Annotated in this window: 11 protein-coding genes, 1 tRNA gene and 4 pseudogenes; 8 read left to right on the top strand and 8 right to left on the bottom strand. The window is 43.3% G+C overall.

Features of this window, described 5'->3' with window-relative positions; translation table 11 throughout:
• Positions 1–759: an alpha/beta hydrolase gene (locus tag IPL35_08585; GenBank protein MBK8443453.1), complete on the bottom strand. Its 759-nt coding sequence runs from the start codon at positions 757–759 to the stop codon at positions 1–3.
• Between the two features lie 235 nt (positions 760–994).
• Complete coding sequence (locus IPL35_08580) at positions 995–1,516, bottom strand: ferritin (GenBank protein ID MBK8443452.1); 522 nt, start codon at positions 1,514–1,516, stop codon at positions 995–997.
• A 156-nt stretch (positions 1,517–1,672) separates the two neighbouring features.
• On the opposite strand from IPL35_08580, the gene IPL35_08575 reads away from it, so the two are divergent.
• The gene (locus IPL35_08575) at positions 1,673–1,858 is read left to right on the top strand and encodes a twin-arginine translocase TatA/TatE family subunit (GenBank protein ID MBK8443451.1); all 186 of its coding nucleotides are present in this window, start codon (positions 1,673–1,675) and stop codon (positions 1,856–1,858) included.
• An 81-nt stretch (positions 1,859–1,939) separates the two neighbouring features.
• Here the strand turns inward: IPL35_08575 and IPL35_08570 are convergent, their stop codons facing one another.
• From IPL35_08570 to IPL35_08555, 4 genes are all read right to left on the bottom strand, one after another.
• Positions 1,940–2,758 (bottom strand): tetratricopeptide repeat protein, encoded by an 819-nt coding sequence (locus tag IPL35_08570; GenBank protein MBK8443450.1) that lies wholly within the window; start codon positions 2,756–2,758, stop codon positions 1,940–1,942.
• 32 nt (positions 2,759–2,790) lie between these two features.
• Positions 2,791–5,037 (bottom strand): hypothetical protein, encoded by a 2,247-nt coding sequence (locus IPL35_08565; protein ID MBK8443449.1) that lies wholly within the window; start codon positions 5,035–5,037, stop codon positions 2,791–2,793.
• A gap of 370 nt (positions 5,038–5,407) precedes the next feature.
• Positions 5,408–7,711 carry a M1 family metallopeptidase gene (locus tag IPL35_08560; protein MBK8443448.1) on the bottom strand — a complete coding sequence of 768 codons (2,304 nt, stop codon included), beginning with the start codon at positions 7,709–7,711 and terminating at the stop codon, positions 5,408–5,410.
• A 170-nt stretch (positions 7,712–7,881) separates the two neighbouring features.
• Positions 7,882–7,955, bottom strand: a tRNA-Arg gene (locus IPL35_08555).
• A gap of 237 nt (positions 7,956–8,192) precedes the next feature.
• Between IPL35_08555 and IPL35_08550 the strand changes: the two genes are divergently transcribed.
• From IPL35_08550 to IPL35_08540, 3 genes are all read left to right on the top strand, one after another.
• Complete coding sequence (locus IPL35_08550) at positions 8,193–11,216, top strand: DUF2723 domain-containing protein (GenBank protein ID MBK8443447.1); 3,024 nt, start codon at positions 8,193–8,195, stop codon at positions 11,214–11,216.
• 225 nt (positions 11,217–11,441) lie between these two features.
• Positions 11,442–12,329 (top strand): metallophosphoesterase, encoded by an 888-nt coding sequence (locus IPL35_08545; protein MBK8443446.1) that lies wholly within the window; start codon positions 11,442–11,444, stop codon positions 12,327–12,329.
• A gap of 444 nt (positions 12,330–12,773) precedes the next feature.
• Positions 12,774–15,701 carry a serine hydrolase gene (locus tag IPL35_08540; GenBank protein MBK8443445.1) on the top strand — a complete coding sequence of 976 codons (2,928 nt, stop codon included), beginning with the start codon at positions 12,774–12,776 and terminating at the stop codon, positions 15,699–15,701.
• A gap of 218 nt (positions 15,702–15,919) precedes the next feature.
• Here IPL35_08540 and IPL35_08535 read toward each other — a convergent pair.
• Positions 15,920–16,279: pseudogene (locus IPL35_08535) on the bottom strand (DUF745 domain-containing protein).
• Positions 16,280–16,486: 207 nt separating this feature from the next.
• Between IPL35_08535 and ligA the strand changes: the two are divergent.
• A pseudogene (gene ligA / locus IPL35_08530) lies at positions 16,487–18,611 on the top strand (NAD-dependent DNA ligase LigA).
• Between the two features lie 81 nt (positions 18,612–18,692).
• On the opposite strand, the pseudogene gatA reads toward ligA, so the two are convergent.
• Positions 18,693–20,148, bottom strand: a pseudogene (gatA, locus tag IPL35_08525) (Asp-tRNA(Asn)/Glu-tRNA(Gln) amidotransferase subunit GatA).
• Positions 20,149–20,424: 276 nt separating this feature from the next.
• Here gatA and IPL35_08520 point away from each other — a divergent pair.
• The 3 genes and pseudogenes from IPL35_08520 (at position 20,425) to IPL35_08510 (ending at position 22,645) form a co-directional block, all read left to right on the top strand.
• Positions 20,425–20,754 (top strand): class I SAM-dependent methyltransferase, encoded by a 330-nt coding sequence (locus IPL35_08520; protein MBK8443444.1) that lies wholly within the window; start codon positions 20,425–20,427, stop codon positions 20,752–20,754.
• Positions 20,751–20,939 carry a hypothetical protein gene (locus IPL35_08515; protein MBK8443443.1) on the top strand — a complete coding sequence of 63 codons (189 nt, stop codon included), beginning with the start codon at positions 20,751–20,753 and terminating at the stop codon, positions 20,937–20,939. The genes IPL35_08520 and IPL35_08515 overlap by 4 nt, the downstream gene beginning before the upstream one ends.
• A 382-nt stretch (positions 20,940–21,321) precedes the next feature.
• Positions 21,322–22,645: pseudogene (locus IPL35_08510) on the top strand (glycosyltransferase).
• The last annotated feature ends 111 nt before the right edge of the window (positions 22,646–22,756 follow it).

The raw sequence follows: 22,756 nt of genomic DNA, 5'->3' as shown, positions 1-22,756 counted from the left end.
TTATGCAAGCCGGTTCAAAAATTGTTCCAAGATGACATTAAATTCCTGCGGTCGTTCCATCATGGCGGCGTGTCCGCATTTTTCAATAAAATACAATTCGGAGTTGGGGAGCAGCGACTTAAATTCTTCGGCGACAAAGGGCGGCGTTACTTTATCGTCATTGCCCCAGATAATGCAAGTGGGCAGGGTAATGGTGGGTATGAGTTCGGTCATATTCTGGCGTATGGCGGATTTTGCCATTGCCAATACCCGTATCACTTTATCGCGCTGATTGACGATGTCAAACACTTCGTCCACCAATTCTTTGGTAGCCACTTGCGGGTCGTAAAAAGTATCTTCAGTTTTCTTTTTGATATAATCGTAATCGCCGCGGCGCGGAAAGGTGTCGCCCATGGCACTTTCAAACAGCCCTGAACTACCAGTGAGCACCAAAGCACGCACCTCCTGCTGATACTCCACGCAATACAGCAAAGCCACATGCCCACCGAGCGAATTGCCTACGAGTATGGGCATTTTGTAGTGGCGGGCAGCGACAAACTCGCGCACATACGCCGCCAATGCCGCCACAGAAGTTTGTTCGATGGGCATTTCGTAAATAGGCAACAAAGGGATAACAACCCGATAGTTTTGAGAGAAATGCTGAATAAGGTCGGAGAAATTGCTCAATGCACCGAATAAGCCGTGCAAGAGTAAAATCACCTGACCTTCGCCCGCTTCTACAAATTTGAACTTATCCGTTTCTTGAATGGTAAATTGCATGTAATGATGATAAAAAACAAAGTAATTATGATGGTATAAAATCCTTTATCCCTGTTGCGCTGCTATTTTTTTAATAGCGACACATTTATATATAAATGTGTTTTTCACAACGAGATAAAGGTATGTAAAGTTTCGGACTTGAAATTAAGATTTGAAAATGCAGACCGATTTGTTCAAAAAAATATTCTGTTTCTCAGATGAGGTTGCTGTTTTTGAGGAGCAAAAAAATTATCTACTACTGCTTTGCCGCTCCCTTTTTTTGTGCTGCCGCCCATAGTGTTTCCACTTCTTTATCCAAAAAATACAAAGCCCGCTCACCATCGCCGATTAAGCGAAATTTATCCAAAATTTTCCTAAACAAGACTTCTTCCTCTAATTGTTCGGTGACGTACCATTGCAGAAAATTAAAAGTTTGGCGGTCTTTTTCCTGATGCGCCGAATCCACCAAAGCATGGATAGCAGCCGACACTTTTAATTCGCTTTGATAGGCGGCTTCAAATAATTCTTGAATATTGGCATAATCCAAACGCGGCTGCTGCACGGTAGGCACAATGGCGAAAGCGGCAGCTTCGTTGATATAATGAAAGAGTTTCATCATGTGCATGCGCTCCTCATCGGCGTGCTGATACATAAATTGTGCACAGCCTTCCAAGCCGTTTTTGTCGCACCAGCTTGCCATTGCCAAATATTTGTGAGAAGCCTCCGCTTCCATCTGAATTTGCTCGTTGAGAGCCTTTTCCATTGCCGTTGATAACATAATTTTGAAATAAAATTTTTGATTTAAGCAAGTAAATTTATTATTTTTAGTTAAAATATCCTTCGCCTACAACATATTTTTCGCAGATAAATTTGTATGGCTTAATTTTGCAGCAAATAATATTCAATTATGTATCATCATTTATGGTTTATCAGTATGCCGGGCGGTAGCGAATGGATAGTAATTTTATTTGCGGTGTTGCTATTGTTTGGAGGGAAAAAAATTCCTGAACTAATGCGCGGTATCGGCAAAGGTATTCGTGAATTTAACGCTGCCAAAGCCAACATTAAAGACGAATTGGAGGCAGGTATTCGCGAAGAAGAAAAAGCGAAAACTTCTTAGCAGATACCGTTTTTGCCGCTATAAAGGCATCTCTCTCTGAGATAAAATATTTATTTGCATTATTTTATTTGACCTCGCCTGCTACCAGTCTTTACCGTTGGTAGGCGGGGTTTTTTCTGCTTTCTGGCGGAGCATTTTGCGCTGTACGCCTATTTCTTCCTGTTTCATACGTTCCAAAATACGGGCGGCGTTTTGCTTTGAAAGGCGTTGCGCCGCCGCTTGATTCTGTACCCGTTGGGTACTGCCGTTTTGTTGGTTTTGATTTTGGTTTTGTTGATTTTGATTTTGATTTTGATTTTGTTGATTTTGATTTTGGTTTTGTTGGTTTTGTTGATTTTGGTTTTGTTGATTTTGTTGATTTTGATTTTGATTTTGTTGATTTTGATTTTGTTGGTTTTGGTTTTGTTGATTTTGGTTTTGTTGATTTTGGTTTTGTTGATTTTGGTTTTGTTGATTTTGGTTTTGTTGATTTTGGTTTTGTTGATTTTGATTTTGTTGGTTTTGGTTTTGTTGGTTTTGGTTTTGCTTCAATTTTTTTTGAGCGTATGCTAAATTATATTGCGCATCGCTGTTATTGGGTTGCAGGCGCAATGCTTGTTTATAGGCTTCTATCGCTTGGGCATAATTTTGTTGTTGTAAAAATGTATTTCCGCGATTGTAATGTGCCCACGATTTCTCTTGGCGTTTCGGCAGATTTTCGGCAGCTGCACTGAAAGATTGCTCGGCAGCCGTATAATCCTGCTTATCGTATAGTTCAATACCTTCGTTATATATAGTTTGCGGAGCGATGGTTTTGGAGTTGGTTTGTGCTATCATATAGCTACTACTGCATGTCAATACGCAACACCATACCATTCCCCGAAAGATGGTTGTTTGTTTTATCAAAAATGTATTTTTCATCTTTTTAACCCACAGTTCATTCATTGCCTCTATTATTTAGGCGATACAATAGAAAATACAACAGGTGCTGCACCAATTGGCACAAATACCACCGATTGTCCGGTTTTTTGGCTGCTGCTTTGCGATGAAATAGGAACAGGAGTGCCATTTTCGCTGGTGCCGTTGAGTTCGTAAGCCTTAGTTGGTATGCCGTCTATCAACAATTTATAATTCACTTTGGTATAAATATCTCCGTTAATGGGCTGCCAAGCTACCACTTTACGCGCACCTTTATTGTTTTTAAACTGATAAGCCCAACATTTTTCATTTTCCATCAATACTTTTTCAAAGCGATATTCGCCGATATGATTGAGCAAAGAACTGACCGCCCGAAACGACATTTTTTGTTGGAGTTGTGCATCTAAAGAAGCTACATAGCCCGAATGGGCAAAAGGCAATTCACTGTTAGATACATTAGCAAAAAAGTACCAAAAAGCGCGTTCTACACCTAAGCGGGCGAGCATCATAGCTCCACGCATGGCATACAAGGCTTGGGCGCGTTCGCTGACACACTCGCTCACGGTACAAAATTCGCCGCCGCCTGTGCTGTCCCAGCCCCATTCGGTTACATACACGGGTTTGTCGGGCATATTTTGTTGCATAAAACGAATGTCGTTGAGTACGAAACGAAAATCACTGGTGGGGTGTTCGGGTTGTACGCCTACACGCTCGCCGTATTCGTTGTAGGTAAAGGAATAAATGTGGCTGTTGAAGCCGTTGATATAGGGTGCAATTTCGGGCGACAGATGCGATCCTGCATAATTTTGCAGCGAGGCAGTATCTTCCAATTCTTTGATGCCCGCTTGCAAGGCACAAGGCAATACCTTTAAATTAGGGTCGACTTCTTTTACACCCTGTGCCATTCCTGCCAAAATCAGTTTGTATTTTGCCGGTGCATAATCCCAGGGTTCGTTGCCTACTTCTATGGCACTCACCAAATTGTATCCGCCGTTGGCACTGCCAAATCGCTGTGCGAAATTTTTACCGATAGCTTTTGCCGAGTTAAATTCAGAGCCTGTATCCCATTCATTTTGGTCAATGGAAGAAGGACCGGCGGTATTGATATGGTCAAATTTGAGCGATACATGCGGCAGCAATCCCACTTGTTTCCAATGGTTGTATTCCCAAGCCCAATTAACACCCGAAGGCGAATAGACATTATATTGTTGTAGCAGGGTCATTTGTGCATAATCGGGAGCAATGTCGGGGTCGTAAGTATCAAATCGGAGTTCGTGATAATTTCGGGCGTGGTTGCCTACCTTTTCGTATTGATGCCACCAAAGGGAATCAATGGAGGGATTATTGTTGGTGAGCCACCCGAAAATGCCATTTACCCCCAAAAAATCATTCATTGTAAGATGGTGTTCGTAGGCATAAGGCATAGCACCGTACTGTCCGTTTTCATCATACACATCTATTTCGGCGATTTGAACCTTTTCGTCCCATTCTATAAAAGGCAGGTCGTACTCTATCCGCACATAGCGGGCATAGCGTTGCGGAAAATACAAAGAGTGCCATTTGGTGGTAATTTTTTGTGCCACCGTCCCCATTGTCCAGGTTTCGTTGTCGTTACTGGTAAGTATTCTAAAAACCTGATTTTTATTGTTGATATGTCGGAAGCGCACCTGCCCTACCAAATGGCTGTAACCCAAATCTAAAGTGATATATTCTGAGGGATTTTTGGAAAGTGCCGCTACTTCGTACAAATTATAATATTGCTCGCATTTGAGGCGTATTTTTTGTACGTTGTTGATGCCGCCACCCGTAGGATAATTTCCTTTGAATTGGTTTTGATAGTCGTAATATTCAAACAAAAACACTTCGCTGCCGTCGAATTTTACGGCATACACCAAAATAGGCGCACCAAAATTTTGAGCTTTGATATTTACGCCGCGCAACACCGAAATATCGGTGGGCAATAAAATATCAAAAGAGCCGGCTTCCCGAAAACTGTAAGAGCCGCCATCGCCATCGGTGCAGGCAGTATTTGTGATATTGAGTAAAATATTGTTGTGGCTTTGGCTGATGTAGTTGCTCGGCAGTGGCGAAGCGGATTCCCAATAAGTAAATTCGCTGTTGTCGGTTACATAGCTGAAAGGTGCCGTTCCGCTTGATGAGGCGTTGATGGTAGTGATTTCGTAAGAATTTACTATACCGGCATCGGCATTCCATTGCGCACGGCACGACAGCGGTATTACTACATAACAAAGCAGCAGAAAAATAAAGACACGGTTGTTCATAATTTCGTTTTTTTTTAGAAGTGGTATAAAAAATAAAATAAGTGCTGAATACAAAAAAATAATCCCTTTGACTTGCAAAGGTGCAAACAGTTTAAATATTCTTGTTTTGCAACCTGTAATATAATTTTTTATAATAAATTGCTATTTTGATAAGGCTAACTTTTTACAAAATTAATATAAAAAAGCACCCCAAAAAGTGTTTTTTATGTGTTTGTAAAAAATCAATATCAGCAACATCACAGCAAACTCCTCAATAAAAGTATATGAGTTTCATTGCAAAAATTTTTAATACCTAAAAAAGAGAAAATAGAAGGTTCATTTTATGTTATAGATACGAATTCACTTCGCGAATATTGGACGCATAAAGAGATTATTCCGTTTTTTTCATTTTTTGCATCAGGTTATCCTCTTTTTCGCGGTGTTCTTTGAATAATTCAAAACGCGAAGGAATGATGCGCGGCGGATAATAATTATTGTCGGTGTCGGTGTCGGCAGTTTCGAGGTAAGGATCTAACACAAGCCCTGATAATGTTTTATTACTTACAAATACTTTGCTCACACGCTCGTTGTTTTGTGCCCAGATTTCGGCGGGAATACGCAAAAGCTCGCTGCTGCCATCGGTGTAGTTGAGTTGCACTATCAAAGGCATCACCAAGCCGCCCACATTGCGAAACTGTACTTCGTAGTAGTTGTTTTTGCTGTTGAGCAGGGCTTTTTCTTCATCACTCAATGTTTTTAAATACTCCTGATATTCATCACGTTCCCATTCGCGTACTTTCCATTTATCAAAGTTTACATAGAAATCTTGCAGACGTTTGTCTTTTTCTACGAGTGTTTCGGGAGTGGCAGTTTTGTTGCGTATATCCGATATAAATTGCAAAGATTCTTGTTCTTTTTGAGCCAAAGGTTTTTCAATGTCGGGATTTTTGGTATCTAAATGATACCATTTCACGCTGTCGATGGCGATGTCCACATGGTCGGTGCTATAAAACCAGCCGCGCCAAAACCAATCCAAATCCACTGCCGAAGCATCTTCCATCGTTCTGAAAAAGTCGGCGGGGGTGGGGTGCTTAAATTTCCAGCGTTGGGCATATTGTTTAAAAGCGAAATCAAAAAGTTCGCGCCCCATCACCGTTTCGCGCAGAATGTTGAGAGCGGCGGCGGGCTTGCCGTAGGCATTATTTCCAAATTGAATGATACTTTCGGAATTCACCATTATCGGATTTTGAACGCTTTGCTCGCTTTTCATATAATCCACAATTTTATAAGCTGGTCCACGTCGCGAAGGAAAATTTTTGTCCCATTCCTGCTCGGTGAGGTATTGCAAAAAAGTATTCAGCCCTTCGTCCATCCACGTCCATTGGCGTTCATCAGAGTTCACTATCATCGGAAAAAAATTGTGTCCTACTTCGTGAATAATAACGCCCAGCATGCGGTTTTTTTCCTGCTCGGTATAAGTGCCGTCACTTTCGGGTCGTCCCCAATTAAAACAAATCATCGGATATTCCATGCCAATGTCGGCGGTGTGTACCGAAATAGCGGCAGGGTAGGGATAATCAAAAGTATATTTGGAGTAGGTTTTGAGGGTATGTGCCACTGCCCGCGTGGAGTATTGTCCCCACAAAGGGTTGCCCTCTTTCGGATAATAGCTCATAGCGAGTGTGTTTTTGTCGCCGAAAGGCACAGCCATAGCGTCCCAGATAAATTTGCGGGAAGAGGCAAATGCAAAATCTCGCACATCTTCAGCATAATACTCCCACGTTTTATTGCCGTCGGCGCGTTTGCGCTCAGTGCTGCGTGCTTCGGCTTCCGATACAATCACCACCGGCTCATTGAAAGAAGTCGTCGCTTTTTTGAATAATTGCTGTTGATTTTCACTCAATACTATATCGGGATTTTGCAGTACACCCGTAGCAGCAATGATATGGTCGGCGGGAGCGGTGATGCGCACACGATAGTTGCCAAAAGTAAGTGTAAACTCGCCTCTGCCCAAAAATTGTTTGTGCTGCCAGCCATACACTTCATTGTACATCACCATACGCGGATAAAACTGCGCAATGGCATAGATATAATTTTGGTCGTCAGGAAAATACTCATAGCCGCTGCGCCCGCCCAATTTCATACGGTCGTTGATGTTGTACCACCATTTTATTTTCAAAATATAGGTGCTGTTGGGGGGCAAGGGCTGCGGCAAATCTATGCGCATCATCGTTTTATTGATGGTATAGGGCAAATTTTTTCCGTTGGCATCTTGCACATAATCCAATTTAAAGCCGCCGTCAAAGGTATAATTCTGCAAACGCTGCAACTCCCAGGGCGAAGCAGTATTGCTCAAACTTTGTGTTTGTATTTTGCGCGTATCGCTGTCGGGGTGCCAGAGGTTTTGGTCAAGTTGTAACCATATATAATGGAGTGCATCGGGCGAATGATTGAAATAAGTAATTACTTCTTCGCCGTAGATGCGTTGTTCTTTATCGTCTAAGGTAACACTGATGTCGTAGTCGGCGCGTTGTTGCCAATATGCGTGTCCGGGTGCACCCGAAGCGGTGCGGTAGGTGTTGGGCGTGGGCAGTTCCGTATCCAATTGTTTAAATTTGTCGGATATAGCCTGTGCCTGCAAACTACTATACAAGGTATTGCATAAAAGTAAAAATAAAAAAATACGCATTATCATTTCAAAACCGATACGATAAAAAGAACAAAAAAAATTACAGCACAAAATAAAAGGAAAAATACAAAGCCTCAAAACATTAACTTTTTTTAGGGAAAAAAGAGGTGAATTGCTTTTAAAAAAACAGTTTTGAAGAAGAAAAAGAAAATTTTGCGGAAGTGCAGACAAAAAAGTGATCCCGACAGGACTCGAACCTGTGACCCACTGCTTAGAAGGCAGTTGCTCTATCCAACTGAGCTACGGGACCCTTTTGTTTTTTCAAGGCGCAAAGATATACTATTTAGCGGCTGTTTGTACATAGATTTTATATAAAAAGATAAAAAAATGGACATTTTTTTTGTAAAAAGTGCGATGTTTTAAATAAAAAACGGGCTATTTCGCTTTTTATATGCTAAAAAAAGTTGAAAAGTTATCAAACGCCGATGCTTTTCGTATTTTTGTGCTTTGCATTTATTTACTTTATCAATATATAACCATTTTTTTAATGGAGCGATTCAAATTGTTAAATAATATCGGTGGTTTGCTTGCACTTATCTTTGCTACGATAGTGTACAGCCTCACGATGGAATCTTCGGCGAGTTTGTGGGATTGCGGCGAGTTTATAGCCTCCTGCCACAAACAGTTGGTGGTACACCCACCCGGAGCCGCTTTGTTTTTGATGATAGGGCGTATGTTTACCCTCTTTGCCCCTTCGCCCGATAAAATAGCACTTACCATCAACTTTATGTCGGCCTTGTCGAGTGGTTTGGCGATGATGTTTTTGTTTTGGATAACCACTTATTTGGCACGAAAAATAGTGAGCGCACAAGGAAAAAGCATAGAAGAAGGAGCTACTATGTGGATAGTACTCGCTTCGGGGGCTATTGCCGCCACTACAGGTACTTTTTGCGATACGATTTGGTTTTCGGCAGTAGAAGGCGAGGTATATTCTATGTCGCTGATGTTTACTGCTTTGGTTTTTTGGCTGATGTGCAAATGGGAACAGCACGCCGACGAACCCTATGCCGACCGCTTTTTGCTGCTCATTGCCTTTTTGATGGGCTGCTCCATATTTGTGCATTGGCTCAATTTGCTCACCATGCCGGCTTTGGCATTGATGTATTATTTTCATCGCACCCCCAATCCCAACAACACAGGAGCAATTATTTCTTTGCTTATAGGGTTTGCTTTTGTACTGTTTTTTATGGAGGTGGTGATTACGGGTGTCGTGGATTTAATGGCAGGTTCCGAAATGTTTTTTGTAAATAGCTTGGGTTTGCCTTTTAATAGTGGTGCTGTCTTCTTTATTGTTGTCCTGATAGCCTTGATAGCAGGTGGTTTGTATTACACCTACAAACAAGGAAAAGTACTTGCCCATCACGCTATATTGGCGTTTATGTTTATTTTGATAGGGTATTCTACGGTGGCACAGGTGCTGATACGTTCCAACGCACAACCCAGTATTGATATGAACAGCCCCCGCGATCCGGTGAGCCTCGCTGCCTATTTGCACCGCGAGCAATACGGTTCGCGCCCTTTATTTAGCGGTTACTTTTACGATGCCGAGCCTACAGGCGTAGAATATACGGGTGTGCGCTGGCAAAAAGGCGAAAAACAATATGTAGAAGCAGGTAAAAAATTTGAATACGAATATCAAGGAGCAAAAAAGAAACTGTTTCCCCGTATTTACGACAACAAAAGTGCGGGGCTGTACGAAAGTTGGCTCGGTCTGCGCAAAGGCGAAAAACCGAGCTACGGCGACAACATACGCTTTTTCTTTATATACCAAATCAACTACATGTACCTGCGCTATTTCCTGTGGAATTTTGTAGGACGACAAAACGACGAGCAGGGCGTGGGTTTGGGTGCTGACGGTATGCGTGACGGCAACTGGCAGGGTGGTATTCCGGTATTGGACAATATGCTCAACGGGCAATTGCAGCCACAAAAAAATCTGCCCGATTCTGCCAAAAATCACCCCGCCCGCAATTTGTTTTATTATATTCCTTTGTTGTTGGGTGTGTTGGGCATGTCTTTTCAATGGGTTGCCGACCGCCGCCGCTGGTCAATTGTTATGGTGTTGTTTTTGATGACGGGCGTAATATTTATTCTCTACGGCAATGCACCGCCTTTGGAGCCGCGCGAGCGCGATTATATCTATGCGGGTTCGTTTTTTACGTTTTCTATGTGGGTAGGTTTGGGCTGCTTCGCCATCTATGATTTTATCAAAAAATATACAGGAGGTGCTGCGGCAGTGGGAGTTGCTTTTGCACTGAGTGCCATTGCTCCTTTGCTGATGGGTACGCAGGGTTGGAACGACCACAACCGCCACGACCGCTACGCTGCCCGCGACCTCGCTGCCAACTACCTCAATTCTTGCGCCCCCAATGCCATTATTTTTACACAAGGAGACAACGACACCTATCCGCTTTGGTATGCCCAAGAGGTAGAAGGCATCAGAACAGATGTGCGCGTGGTAAATTTGAGTTTGTTGGGAGTAGATTGGTACATCAACCAAATACGCCGCCAACTCAACGATGCTGCTCCGGTAAAAATGTCGCTCACTCCCGATAAAATTGCAGGCAGCAGACGCGACATGGTGGTATATTTTGAAAACCAGCAAGTGGCACCGTCCGACCGCTATATTGATTTGAAACAGATTATCAGTTTTATCGGAGACGACCGCACCGCCAAACCTACGGCTTCCGGCTCTATGATGAGCTATTATCCGACCAAAAAAGTAAGTATTCCGGTAGATAAAGCAAAAATAATTGCCAACGGAACGGTAGCCGCTAAAGATACTGCTTTGGTAGTGCCGGTATTGCAGGTGGATTTAAAACCTAATTCCTTGTTAAAAAATAACTTGGCAGTGTTGGATATTATCGCTTCTAACCAGTGGGAACGCCCGATTTATTTTGCTATATCTTGCGAAAAAGACGAATTATTGGGCTTTGAAAAATATTTCCAGTTGGAGGGTTTGGCTTACCGCTTGGTGCCTATTGAGAGCAACACGCCGCAGCCGCCTTTCTTGGGCAGAGTAAATACCGATATTATGAGCGATAATTTGCTCAATAAATTCAAATTCGGCAATTTAGACAAGCCCCACGTATATGCCAATAGTGATTTGCGCCGTATGATGTATAATTTGCGCAGCAATTATGTGCGTTTGGCAGATAGCTATCTGGCAGAAAACAACCCGCAAAAAGCGGTGGAAGTTTTGGATTATGCCCGTCAGTACATCAACGAAAACGCCGTGCCTTATAATGTTTACGCCTACAATATGGCGCGCACCTACTACGATGCCAAAGCTTATGATAAAGGCAATGAAGTGGTAGATAAAATCACCGATGCCATTGTACAGGATTTGCAATATTATCGTTCTTTATCAGCAAAGGAAATGCGACCTTTTGAGCGCGACAAAGAAATGGGCGAGCAGTTTATACAACAGTTTATTCACTCGGCACGACAAGCGCAGCAGGAAGATTTTGCTAAAAAATTAGAACAGAAATTATCTCTATCATCGCGCTAAAGGCAGATGTTTTTATAAAATTGCTTAAAAAAGAGGCTACTTTTGAAAAACAAAGCAGCCTCTTTTTATATTTTTAATGCGAAAGAATTAATTTTAAGCGTTTTTTTATAACGTGAAGATAAAACGGAGTGACACTTTTCTTGTTCATACGTCATCTTTTTTTATACAATAAAAATGCTTCATAGCTACAAAATAATGCTACTACTACCGCTTTATTTTTTTTTAATGGCTTGGTGGTCTTGTATGGTGGAGTCGCCGCCACCTGCACCTGCTCATTGTGCCGATGTAGGTATTGTTGCCGCCGATGACCCCCAACTGCAGCCCGACTACCGCGCCGCCGCACCTGATACCTTAGTGCCTTTTCCTGCCGATGTTGAATTTGCGGTAATTGGCGATTATGGCAAAAACACGCCCGAAGCCCAGCAAGTGGCAGCAATGGTGCAGTCGTGGCAACCCGCTTTTATTATCACGGTTGGCGACAATGTGTATGAAATGTTTGGCGATGCCTCCACTTATCATAATTTGGTGGGTAGCTTGTATTGCGATTATATTTATAATCCCGATGCGCCCGAAGCATTGCGCTGCAACGGCGAAGCGGCACAGGCACATCAAAACCGTTTTTTTCCGTCAGTGGGCAACCACGACTATTATGTAGATGGAACGCTGAATCCCTACAAAACCTATTTTACACTGCCCGGTGCCGAAGAATACTATGATTTTGTATGGGGGCAGGTGCATTTTTTTATGATTAACAGTGGCAAAAACGGCGACTCTACTTGTTGTGCCAGCACACAATCGCGCTTGTTGCGCAAAAAAATATGCTTTTCCGAAGAACCCTACAAAATTGCGGTATTGCACCACCCGCCCTTTTCGGTAGCCGACCACGGCAACAACGAAAATATGCAAACGTGGAATTTTGAAGAGTGGGGAATAACGGCGGTGATTTCAGGACACGACCACACCTACCAGCGCATACAGCGAAAATCTACCGGATTTCCTTATTTTTTGAGTGGAGTAGGGGTGCATCTTTATATAATTGTTGGACAGAACCGATTGACAGTACCGAATTTTCGGCGTATTGCTATGCCCAAAACTACGGAGCTTTGCGCGTAAGCACCCACGAAAACCAAATTACATTCCGCTTCTACGCCATCAGCGATTGGAATGTACCCGTTGACAGCATCACGATTGATGTAGGGCAATGATAACTTTTACTGCATCGCGTGTGAATATTGAAATATGCGGGGTTAAATGATGAACAGATTTTTTTTGGGGGCGCAAAAATTAATGATTTGTTTTGATATGATGCCCCTTGTACTTGCATCTGAAAAAATTGCTGCGAGTGCGGTATATCCTGTTTTAATTTATCAAAATATCGGCTTTGCCGACTTTGGAAAACTATTTTACATCACCTCATTGAAAAAAGAAACAAACATATTCTTGATAAAAAACGCTATTTTTGTTGATTGCTTTACCAACTTTTTATTCCCCAATCTTTAATTTTTTCTTTTTTTTCGCATGATAAAGCATTTAATAAGTGCCGTATTTTTATTGTATTTGATGCAGAACCTACAGGCGCAAAACACCCAAGAAGGCGACTACGCTTATCACAAAACAATATGGGTAGAGAATACGTTGGCTTCTCTGAATTTGGAGCAAAAAATCGGACAGTTGATGATGGTATCTACCAATTCGTCAGCTTCGCAAAAAGACATTGATTATATCAACACCTTAGTTGCCGATTATCATATCGGGGGTTTGATATTTTTTAAGGGCGACCCCCTGCCGCAGTTGCGCCTTACCAACCAATATCAGCAGGCTGCTCGCTTGCCCCTCCTCATCGGTATTGATGGCGAGTGGGGCTTGGCGATGCGCCTGAGCCAAACACCCGAATTTCCGTACCAACTAATGCTCGGTGCTATTCAGGACAATCAACTGCTCTTTCGCATGGGGCAGGAGGTTGCCCGCGAATGTAGGCGTATGGGCATTCATATCAATTTTGCGCCGGTGGTGGATATTAACACCAATGCCAACAATCCCGTTATCGGGGTGCGCTCTTTCGGCGACAATAAATACAATGTGAGCGACAAAGCTATTGCTTATATGCAAGGTATGGAGATGAACGGAATTTTGGCTTGTGCCAAACATTTTCCCGGTCATGGCGACACCCATTTGGACTCGCACCACAGCCTGCCGGTGCTTACCCACAGCCGCGAGCGTTTTGAAGATATAGAGTTGTATCCTTTCAAAAAAATGATAGAAAAAGAAGTGGGTAGTATGATGATAGGGCATTTGTCGGTGCCGGTTTATGACAAGCGCACTTACTCTGACGGAAAATCCACTATTACCATTCCTTCTTCTTTGTCCAAACCCATCATAACAGATTTGCTGAAAAAAGAATTAGGTTTTAAAGGTTTGATATTCACCGATGCTTTGAATATGAAAGCGGTGAGTGCTTATTTTAAACCCGGAGAATTGGAGGTAGAAGCCCTGAAAGCCGGAAATGATGTGTTGCTCTATCCTGAAAACGTGCCCGCCGCTATCAGTGCCATCAAAGCCGCTATACAAAAAGGCAGCATCAGCGAAGCGGAATTAGATGCCCATGTGCGCAAAATTTTGGAAACTAAATTTCGGCTGGGGCTTGCCAATTATACGCCGCTTTCCGAAAACAACCTCATCGCCGAACTCAATACGCCCGAATCCGAACTCATCAACCGCCTGCTGATAGAAAATGCCATTACGGTGGTGCGCAATACGCCCAAATTAGTGCCGATAAATAAATTGGAAACTGCCGGACGCTTTGCGAGTGTGTTTATCGGCGAAAACAACGGAACAACACCTTTTCAGCAAACATTGTCGCATTATGCCGAAGTGAGCCATTTTCAGATTAATAACAAAGCCGCCGACTTTGATTACGACCACACCCTTACTCAGTTAGAAACCTACAACACTGTTATCATCGGTATTGCATATAGCAAAGGCGATGCCGCCAACAACTGGAATTTTGACGGCAGGGCTTTGCGTTTTGCGCAGCAATTACAACAAAAAAACAAAAAAGTAATCCTTGTTTTGTTTGGCAACCCATACATACTGAAATCCTTCGATGCTTTTCAGGGAAGCCTTATTTGTGCTTATCAAAGAATGCCTTTGGTGCAGGAGATAGCAGCACAAATTATTTTTGGAGGTATTTCGGCAAAAGGCAAGCTGCCCGTACATATTTCTACTGCTTTTCCTTATGGCTGCGGCGACCTCACGCTGGCTCCCACACGCCTCAAATATTCCATTCCCGAAGAGGTGGGTATGCGCTCCGACCTTTTGAACCAAATAGACGACATTGCGCAGGAGGCTATCCGTGTGGGGGCAACACCCGGCTGCCAAGTATTGATAGCAAAAGATGGTAAAGTAGTATTTGATAAAACCTACGGTTGGCATACTTACGCCAAAAATCAGCCGGTGAAATGGACGGATTTGTACGATGTGGCTTCTTTGACCAAAATCATTGCCACTTTGCCCGCCCTGATGACCCTCTACGAAGATAATAAATTGTCGCTCAATGATTATTTAAGCACTTATTTGCCCGAACTCAAAGGCACGGATAAAGCATATCTCAATATAAAAGATATGCTCACGCATCAGGCGGGCTTGCAGGCGTGGATACCTTTTTATAAAAAAGCCTTAGAACAAAATTTGCAGGATACTTCAGTATTTTCGCCCTACTCTGCCAATGATTTTTCGGTACCCGTGAGCGATAAAATGTATATGAATTGTGCTTATACCGATACGATATGGCAGCATATTCAGCAGTCGCCTTTGGCGAGTGAGCGCAAATATGTATATAGCGATTTGCCTTATTATTATTTTAAAAAAATTATTGAAAACGAAACGCTACAAACTTTGGACGAATACACCCGAGAGCATTTTTCAGAGCCTTTGGGAATGAACCGTACTGTCTTTAATCCGCTTTCGTGCTTTAATAAAAACGAAATAGCACCTACCGAAGTTGATGATTATTTTCGTATCGGGGAGCTGCGCGGCACCGTACACGATATGGGTGCGGCGATGCTCGGCGGTGTAGGCGGGCACGCGGGCTTGTTTTCCAATGCCAACGATTTGGCAAAAATAATGCAGATGTATCTCAACAAAGGCACTTACGGCAATCACCGCTATTTTTCTGAAAGCACCGTTAATATTTTTACATCGCGCCAAAATGAGGAATGTAGGCGCGGCTTGGGCTTTGATAAACCCGAAACACAAAGCGGAAAAAGCAACCCTTGTGCAGAATCTGTCTCACCTTTTACCTTTGGGCATACCGGATTTACAGGCACTTGCGCCTGGGCAGACCCGCAGTACAACGTTATTTATATTTTTTTGTCCAACCGCACCTACCCCGATATGAACAACAATGCTTTGGTACAATACAATATCCGCACCCGTATTCAGGAGGTGGTGTATCAAGCCATCAAAACCGGAGTGAGCCTCCCTTAAAAAAAGCATAAGTAGATAAACACAGATTTTTATCCGTGAAAATCTGTTCAATCGCTTTCATTTGCGCTTCCATCATTTATAAAATAAGAGGCGGCGAACCCTTAGCATATATCCCCATAAATATGCAGTAAGTAAACTTACATTTTGTCTGAACCCTGATTTTGGGGATTAAGGGATAGGCAGGATTTTCATTTTTTCACTCCCCACTCCCCCCGACGCTATTTCTTACGAATAGCACAGTTTATTTTACACGCCCATCTTTTATACGACTCGAGTTGTCTTTGATACGACTCGAGTTGTCTTTGATACGACTCGAGTTGTCTTTGATACGACTCGAGTTGTCTTTGATACGACTCGAGTTGTCTTTGATACGACTCGAGTTGTCTTTGATACGACTCGAGTTGTCTTTGATACGACTCGAGTTGTCTTTGATACGACTCGAGTTGTCTTTGATACGACTCGAGTTGTCTTTGATACGACTCGAGTTGTCTTTGATACGACTCGAGTTGTCTTTGATACGACTCGAGTTGTCTTTTATACGACTCGAGTTGTTTTTGATACGACTCGAGTTGTTTTTGATACGACTCGAGTTGTTTTTGATACGACTCGAGTTGTTTTTGATACGACTCGAGTTGTTTTTGATACGACTCGAGTTGTTTTTGATACGACTCGAGTTGTCTTTGATACTACTCAGCATACCAATACCTACGACAAAGTATCGGCAATGTAAAATAAAACTTCCCTGCTATTTTTATATCTTTGGCGTTTATTTTTGAGATTTTTCTATGGCAAAATATAGCGCACCAGATACCCACAAATTGCTCGCAATGACCGAAACGCTATTGCAAATGTCGCATATAATGACCCCGCAGGCACAAACAGAGGCTTTGCAGGAGGTGATTAATTTTCACGACTGGCGATATTACATACTCGCCCAGCCCCTCATCAGTGACAGCCAATACGATACGCTTTTTAAAAAACTGCAACAATTAGAGCGTGAAAATCCCGACCTGAGCAACGAAAACTCACCCACGCAAAGAGTGGCTTACAGCATCAGCAAAGACTTTCCGAGTGTGGAGCATCTGTCGCCGATGCTGTCGTTGGATAATTCCTACAACGCCGATGATTTATATACTTTTGATACACAAGTAAAAAAACTCTGCGACCGCAACGATATTGAATACACCTTAGAGCCTAAATTTGATGGTACGGGCATTTCTTTGGTATATGAAAATGATGTTTTGTTGCGTGCCGTTACGCGCGGCAACGGTGCTGTGGGCGAAGAAATCACCAACAATATCCGCACCCTGCGCTCCGTGCCGCTGCAAGCACATTTTTCCAAATACGGCATCTATCGCATCGAAATACGCGGCGAAGTGCTGATACGCAAAGATAAATTTGAGGCGATGAACCGCCAACGCCGCACCAACGGCGAAAAAGAATTTGCCAACGCCCGCAACACCGCCGCTGGCACACTGCGCCTTCAGGACTCTGCCGAAGTTGCCAAACGCAACTTGGAAGCCTTTGTATATTATGTGGGCTATGCCGTAGATGCAAACGAAAATTCTTTGCTCATCAAAACCCTCAAAACACATTCCGAACTGCTCCAAATGCTCCACGATTTGGGCTTTAAAGTACCTCATTCGCCGCAGGAGTTTCAACATCACAACAGCATAGATGCCGTCATTGCCGCTTGCGAAGCGTGGCAAATACGCCGCGATGACTACGCCTACGAAACAGACGGCTTGGTAGTAAAAGTAAATGCGCTGGCACTGCAAGAAATTTGCGGTTTTACGGCACACCACCCGCGCTGGGCAATTGCTTTTAAGTTCAAAGCACGCTCGGCAGCTACCACACTTTTAGATGTAGAATTTCAAGTAGGACGCACAGGAGCCATCACACCCGTTGCCAAAGTTCAGGCTGTGCCTTTGGCGGGAGTTACTGTGTCGTCTATATCTATCCATAATGAAGATTTTATTAAAGAAAAAGATTTAAAAATCGGCGACCGCGTACTCATTGAGCGCAGCGGCGATGTGATACCGCAAATTGTGCAAAGCCTCGCCGATGTGCGCAACGGCAGCGAACGCGATATTGTATTTCCGAAAAATTGTCCTGCTTGCAACAGCGAACTTTTTAAGCCCGAAAAAGAAGCCGTATGGCGTTGCCTCAATCCGCAGTGTCCGGGCGCAGGCAATGGAGCAAATTATCCATTTCGTATCCAAACACGCTATGGATATGGAGGGTTTGGGCGCAAAACAAGTAGAGCGTTTTTTTGAAATGGGTATTTTAAAAAATATCGCCGACATTTACCACTTGCCTTATGAACGCATTGCGCAATTGGAGGGTTTTGGTGAAAAATCGGTGCAAAACATGCAAGCCGCCGTAGCTGCTTCCAAACAAAAATCTTTGGAAAATTTGCTCTATGCGCTGGGTATCCGTCAGGTGGGCAGGGGAACGGCGGTGGCATTGGCGGCAGCCCTACAAAGCGATATTGCAGAATTGCAGGAGTGGAGCGTGGAGCAATTGCGCCAACTGCCCGACTTCGGACCGGTGGTGGCGCAAAGCGTCTATGATTATTTTCACAACGAAAACAATTTGCTGTTGCTGCAACAATTGCGCGATGCGGGTGTAAATATGCAAAAAACAACAACCGATGCCGCCGCTGACTCTGCAAGCACCGCTTTTGCCGGAAATACATTTTTGTTCACAGGCACTTTATCTCAATGCACACGCAGCGAAGCCGAAAAAATGGTATTGGCACACGGCGGCAAAATTGCAGGCAGCGTAAACAAAAACCTGAATTATTTGGTAGTCGGCAGCGAGGCAGGCAGCAAATTGGAAAAAGCCCGTACTATTTCTTCTATCCGCATTATCAACGAGCAGGAATTTCTGGAACTGATGGCTTTGTAAATTTTTTTTAAAACGAAAAAGGAGGGGGGTAATTGAGAATTGTGAATTGAAAATTACGAACTTACTGCCCTATTACCTTTTTTAAGAAAGCGTTTCCGAAAAATTACCGAAACGGCGGCACAAATACGCCGAAAAATCCAACAATTTAGCTTCTTCAAAATAGCCCGCCATCAATTGCACGCCCAAGGGCATTTGCGAAGTGCGCTGCCGCAACAAGGGCAAAGAAACCGCCGGCACGCCCGCCAAATTCGCCTGCACCGTAAAAATATCCGCCAGATACATCTGCACCGGCGACTGCTTCGTCATTTCACCCAAACCAAAAGCCACATCGGGAGTGGTAGGCGACAACAAAAATCGTAGCGGCGGAGCGCATCGAGCGTGGTGTCGGCAATCAGGCGGCGCACTTTTTGGGCTTTGGTAAAAAAAGCATCATAATAACCCGAACTCAGCACAAAAGTACCCAGCATAATGCGGCGTTGCACTTCGCGCCCAAAACCTTCGGAGCGGCTGTTGCGATAGAGTTGTTCGAGGGAGTCGGCAAGGGGCGTGCGATAGCCATAGTGTGTGCCATCGTAGCGGCTCAAATTAGAAGAGGCTTCGGCTGCCGTGAGCACATAATAAGTCGGTATCATACATTCCATATCAGGAAATGTAATTTCATCTACGGTGTGTCCTTCTTTCCGCAGTTGTGCTATGAGTGCCAACATTTGCGCTTGCAGGTCACTGTCCAAACCTTCGTTGTATAAGGCTTCGCGGTAGTAGGCAAGGCGGCGTTTTTCGCCTGAGTTCAGTTGTTGCGAATAAGAAGGCACCGCTTGTGTAGCAGCAGTAGCATCATAATTATCTTGACCAGCCATAATTTCCAACAGCAAAGCGGCTTCTTCTACGGTACGCGTGAGGCTGCCGATTTGGTCAAAAGAAGAGGCGTAAGCAATTAAGCCGTGGCGAGAGATGCGCCCGTAAGTGGGTTTGCAGCCTACCACACCGCAAAATGCCGCCGGCTGTCGCACCGAGCCGCCGGTATCGCTGCCCAAAGCCGCGCCGCACAAATCGGCTTGTACTGCCACCGCCGAGCCGCCACTGCTGCCACCTGCCACCCGCGTAGGGTCGGCGGCATTGCGCACCGCCCCATACACCGAGTATTCATTGCTCGAACCCATCGCAAACTCATCGCAGTTGAGCCGCCCGATAACAATGGCATCTTCATCTAAGAGTCGTTGGAGCGCAGTGGCGGTAATGAGCGACTCAAAACCGCCCAGCATTTTAGAGGAGCCGTCACCTGATGCCCTTTATGACAAATTACATCTTTAACCCCCAACACCAAACCGTGCAAACGCCCTATTTTGCCTCCTTCATTTCTTTTGCGGTCTAATACCCCCGCCTGTGCGAGTGCTTCCTGCTCATATACCTCCACAAAGGCGTTCAAGTGTCGGTTGCGTTCAATGCGCTCTAAATAATAGGCGACTAAACTTCGGCAAGACAGTTCACCGGCAGTAATAGCCTCTTGGTGTTGTAGAAAAGATGCGTTGATTTGCACGATAATTTTTTTTATAAAACAGGTGTGCAAAATTATTAAAAACTATACGGCTTGTATATATATAAAGCTAATTTTTAGGTTCTGATAGAGTATAATAGTATATTTATCTAAAAAAAACGAAATTTATCCATAATTTTGTCGGTTTTGGTTACTGTTTCTTTTATTAAAAATCAGTAACTTTGTCGCCCTTTTTTCAGATTATCATCTATTTTTGGCGGGCATATTATTTTTACAAATAAGTATTCTGATACTATTATGGGTTTTTTATCAACATTCGTGAAGCGGGAAAAAACAGCAGAGCATCATTTAGATGACCCTCAAACAACAGTTCATCATGGCGAAATCATAAAAAACAAGGTTTTTTTAAGAAAAATTTATATTGATTGGTACAATTTTTTACTAAAAGAAACTCCCAATTTACCCGAAGGAAAAATAGTAGAGTTAGGTTCGGGAGGAGGTTTTTTGAAAGAGTTGCTAGATATGCCTTTTGAAGAGGAGAGTTTGAGTGCAATTTTTATGATAGATGTGCTGCACCATATTCCGCGCTGCGATTTGTTTTTTTCCGAAGCCCAGCGCACACTGAAAAAGGCGGTAAAATTATTATGAGCGAACCCGCCAACACTGCGTGGGGGAGGTTTTTTTACCAAAATTTTCACCACGAACCCTTTCAGCCCGAAGCCGCTTCGTGGGAAATTCCCTCCACAGGTCCTTTGAGCGGAGCCAATGGTGCTTTGCCCTGGATTATTTTTAAGCGCGATATTGACCTTTTCACAGCCGCTATCCACACTTAAAATGTACTAAATTTCAATATCATACTCCTGCACGCTATTTGCTCAGTGGCGGCATGAGCTATAAATCCTTTGTGCGGCGTGGAGCTACGGAGCTGTTAAAATGACAGAAACTCTATTTACCCCCTTATTTCCGTTGATAGCTATGTTTCAGTTGATACAGGTTGAAAAAGTATAAACACCTATTGGTAATAGCACAACATTCTAAATTTTACGTCCAATTTTATTTTGCTCGCACTTTTACAATGCGATTTTAAAAAAAACAACTTAATATGATTACCAACACTGCTGAAGCCAGAAAAAAAGAGTGGTATGATTTTTTGAACAGCAAGCTCCTACTTTTTCTAAATATCGCAAACGTTTTTCTTATTACTGGAACGATACCATTCGTTATTGCAATTATTTTATTCACGCAAACGACAGCGTATTACAAATCGGCTGTGGCACGGGCGATACTTTGGCGGCACTTAATGGCAGCTACAAAGCCGGTATTGATTTTAGTCCGGCAATGATAGAATTAGCTAAAAAAAATTACCCGCAACTTCATTTTTATGAAATGGAAGCGGAAAATATTACCCTCGACCGAACTTTTGATGTGATAGTGCTGGGCAATGTGGCAGGTTTTTTTGAAAACATTTTAGATGTGTTGATTCCGCTCAAAAAACTGTGTCACGAGCGCACGCGCATCATCACCACTTATTACAATTATTTGTGGGAGCCCGCCCTGAAATTTGCCGAAACCATCGGCTTGAAACGCAAAACTCCGCAGCAAAACTGGCTCTCTCAAAACGACATCAAAAACCTCCTTTATTTGGCAGGTTTTGAAACCTACCGCGAAAATATGCGTATGCTACTGCCGGTGAATATTCCGGTAGTATCGTGGATGGTAAATAAATTTTTGCCCAAATTGCCTCTGATAGATAATCTTTGCCTCACACAAATCAACTTTGCCCGCCCGCTGCCGCGCACCGAAGATGTGTCTAAAAAATACAGCGTAAGTGTAGTAATACCCGCACGCAACGAAAGCGGAAATATAGAAGCCGCCGTGCTGCGCACCCCCGAAATGGGCAAAGGCACAGAAATTATTTTTATAGAAGGCAATTCTACGGACGACACGTGGCAAAAAATTCAGGAAATTCAGGAAAAATACAAGCACGAGCGCAATATAAAAAATAGGACGACAAGACGGCAAAGGCAAAGGCGATGCGGTGCGCAAAGGCTATGATATTGCCACCGGCGATGTATTGATGATTTTAGATGCCGACCTCACCGTGCCGCCCGAAGATTTGCCCAAATTCTACGATGCCATCGCTTCGGGTAAAGGCGAATTTATCAATGGCTCGCGCTTAGTGTATCCGATGGAAAAGAACGCCATGCGCTTTCTCAATACTTTGGGCAATAAATTTTTCAGCCTCGCCTTTACCTGGTTATTAGAGCAGCCCATCAAAGATAGCTTGTGCGGCACAAAAGTATTATTGCAAGACGACTATGAAAAATTGAAAAAAAACCGCAAGTTTTTTGGCGATTTTGACCCTTTTGGCGATTTTGATTTGCTGTTCGGCGCACACAAACTCAATTTAAAAATTATTGACCTACCCATTCGCTACCGCGAACGCACTTATGGAGATACCAATATCTCACGATTTAGGCACGGTTTTATATTGTTACGCATGTGTTTATATGCTGCCCGCAAAATAAAATTCTGGTAATCGGGTAAAAATTTATTTTAAAATTCAAGACTTTTTAAAAAACTGTTGTCTAAATAAAACTTTGATATATTTCGAAGCAATTATATAATATTTTTAATTATAGAGTAACAA

The sequence above is a fragment of the Sphingobacteriales bacterium genome, assembly GCA_016711285.1.
GTDB lineage: Bacteria > Bacteroidota > Bacteroidia > Chitinophagales > UBA2359 > JADJTG01.
This window is presented reverse-complemented; position numbering and strand designations above follow the sequence as displayed.